Origin of the sequence: Acinetobacter sp. S40 (assembly GCF_016624705.1) — a bacterium.
GTDB lineage: Bacteria > Pseudomonadota > Gammaproteobacteria > Pseudomonadales > Moraxellaceae > Acinetobacter.
This window is the reverse complement of sequence record NZ_JACVTU010000028.1, coordinates 1-3383: the sequence shown is the minus strand read 5'-3', so window position 1 is coordinate 3383 and position 3383 is coordinate 1. Positions and strand designations below refer to the sequence as shown.

The following is a 3383-nucleotide window of genomic DNA, read 5'->3' as shown; positions in this document are numbered from 1 at the left end:
TTTTGTTCCAGAATTTGAAACTTATATCCAAGTCAAAAATTGTACTTGATTTGAAGTAAAACTTTATCATTCCAATAAATTTTATTTCACTATTAAAAAAACTGCCTCATGACTGAAGCAGTTTTTAAAAACATTTTAATTAGATCTAACCAATGATGATTTGATGATTATTGAGTAAGTCCTGCAAGTTCACTTCAGTTGTTGTGTGATTTTGTAATACAACAAGCTCAGACCAGTTTTGTACACTATCTTGCATTCCATTACGATCAACAGAAAGAATGACATCACTACCATTTTGGGTAAATTTAATATAATTAGAAATATTACTATTATTTGCTAATAACCCATCAAAAAAACTGGCGCCAAATTTGAGAACATCGGCGTTACCATCGGTCGTCACATTCCCAACATGGAAATCCATCCACGTATCACGACCATTTCCAGCATTAGTATCAGCAGTATTTAGAACATTATAAACAACAGTATCGTTACCTTGTCCAGTCGATAAGATATCATTACCGGCGCCACCATTTAGCGTATCATTTCCGCCTTGACCATATAAAATATCATTACCTGCACCACCATTTAGCGTATCGTTTCCACCTCTAGTATCAGTGGCAACATTGAATTCACTGTAGTGATCTTTAATATACTGATATTTTTCTAAATCCGTAGGTGTATGACCCAAAATAACTTGTAAATGTTTATCTAAGGCGGCCATACCTGACCCTAATGCATCAGGTTGGCTCGCAGAATTAAAGTTACGAGTACCGCCAAAAGTAAGTGCATCGGTATTGATAACATCACCAAAAATAATATCGTTACCATCACCGCCATTAATCGTATCATTGCCTACAGCATTTAAAGTTGGATATAAGCCCCCTGCTTGTAAAGCATATTGTAATTGATCTGCTGTCATTACAATATCAGGCTCTCCACCAGACCCTGTCACGGTATCACTACCCGCACTCACATTCCATTGAAGATCGTCAATTTGTGCCTGATAATTTGCACTACCATTTTTATCCTCTACAGTAAATACAAAACGATAAGTACCTTCACTGCTAATAATACCTGTTTGCATAGTTAGTGCAGTTGAATTAGTAGCATGATCATTTGCAGAAGCATTCGAACCTGTTTCGACACTAGTCCAAGTCCCATCATTATTTTTCTTCTGTAGAGTCCAAGTAAAGCTATCATTTGCAGTCCAGTTTTGCTGTGTATAACTGAATGAAATATACCCTTTAGATACCTTAGTGTTATCTACAGTAATCTCAGGCCCTTCATATACGGCTGCTTTACCATTTGCGGCTACATTGTCTTTTAATACAAGACGACCATTACTTGAGCTAGAGGCTGTAACTACACCATCTGTATTGCCTGACTGCACTTTCCAATTGCTACGTGTACTTAAACCTGTATCATTATTGAAATTGGCTATTGTAGTCGCTGTCGGTACATTACTAGTGCCCACATCAACAGTAATATTGCCAACGGAATCAGTATTATCAAAAAGTTGCAACCATGATTTATCAACAGCATTACCAATCCCAATTGCGTTGACTTTACTAATATTACCTAAGCCAGCATTGCCAGAAGTTTGATTTAAACCATGATCAAACGTAGTTTTTGATTCGCTAAGCTTAGTGACAGTAGTAGTTGTGCCATCACCATCATTTGTTTCACTAGTTCCATTCATGCGAGATGTTGGATCACCATCTGTTATAAAGAATGTCAGGTTTTGATAATTATTTACTGTATTAGCAGCACCCGTTGTTTTATTTACAGCTGTTGCAGATAAACTCTTAAACCAATCCACTGTTTTACCAAAAGCAGCTTCGTAGTTTGTACCACCTTGTGCAACTAAATTTGAAATTGCTGTATCTATTGCGCTCCAGTTTCCACTTTTTACATCGCTAATATTGATTCTAATATCGGTAGAATTCCCACTTTGCCCACTTGCAGAAGAAAATGAAATAAGACCTAAATTAATTTCTCCACCTTTATCCGTGCCCTCAGCATCAGCGAAAGGTAGAACAATATTTTGGATATACTGCTTTAATCCTGCTTTTAATAAATTAATACGTTCATTTGCTGATCCTGCATTTTGATCCAAATTATAAGCCATACTTCCAGAAATATCTAAAATGAAAGCAATATTATAATTTGTACCAGGAACAAGAGTTGTTTTTACTCCGCCAGAATCTCCCAGTAAAACATCATCACCATTTCCACCATTAATTGTATTATCGCCATTATTTGCATTCGAACCAGGAGTTCCTGGGGCGACAATACTACTTACATCAATTTTAGTCGTTGCAATGTTACTGTCTGCACCACCAATATCCGTAATTTTGACTGAAATTTCTCGAGTAACCACAGATGTAGTTGTACCAGAGCTTGTACTAAATGTAATCGCTTTGATCGCAGATTCATAATTAGCAAGTGTGCTAGTTCCCGTTAAAGTAATAGTATTTCCAGATAAACTAGCTGAAATACCATTTGGTAATGAACCAGCTTGTAATAAATCTCCTGATTGAGCATTCGTTAATGTAATTGTTGCTCCTGAAATTTGTTGACTAACTGTTGCTGCATCGACATCTGTAATTTTAATATCCGTATCTGCTATAGAAATAGCAGCTGCTCCTGCGAGGTAATTAGTACGATAATTACTACCTGTTTCACCTGAGCTGTTATTAAGATCTAAGTCAAGGACCGGCGCATCGTTCACCGCTGTAACAGTCAATGTTAGGGTACTATTGCTAGTTAACTTGCCATCACTCACGGTATAAGTCACCACGGGAACTGAACCATTATAGTTTGCAGCTGGCACAAAACTGTAGCTACCATTTGCATTAATAGTCAGTTGGCCTACACCTGCAATTGCGGCAGTTTGACCGGCTGTAAATGTGCCCGCTATTCCAGTAACTGTAAACTGAGTAACATTTAATGTATCACCTTCTACATCTGTATCATTCGACAGTAAACCATTCGATACACTTACTGTGAGAGTAGTATCTTCTGCTGTCGTATTCGTGTCTGCAACCGCAACCGGTGCATCATTGACCGGAGTCACGTTGATCTGGACAGTGACGGTGTTGCCATCCGCTGTGCCATCGTTGGCTTTATAGCTGAAGCTGTCGCTGGTGCTTTCGCTGCCATCATGCACATAGCTAAAGGTGCCGTCTGCATTCAGGGTCAGGCTGCCGTGCGCAGGACCGCTTACCAGTACTGCGCTTAAAAGATCGTTTTCTGCATCGCTGTCGTTGCTCAGTACGCTGCTTGCACCCCCCACCAAGATGCTGGCCGTGCCACCTTCGTTGACGTTGATCGTGTCTGCAACCGCAACCGGTGCATCATTGACCGGAGTCACGTTGATCTGG

Annotated in this window: 1 protein-coding gene; it reads right to left on the bottom strand. The window is 39.1% G+C overall.

Going from position 1 to position 3383, the window contains the following annotated elements:
• Positions 1 to 145 precede the first annotated feature (145 nt).
• Positions 146 to 3383, bottom strand: a 3238-nt coding sequence (locus IAE19_RS16375; RefSeq protein WP_200461964.1) for an Ig-like domain-containing protein, incomplete at its 5' end; no start/stop codon positions are given.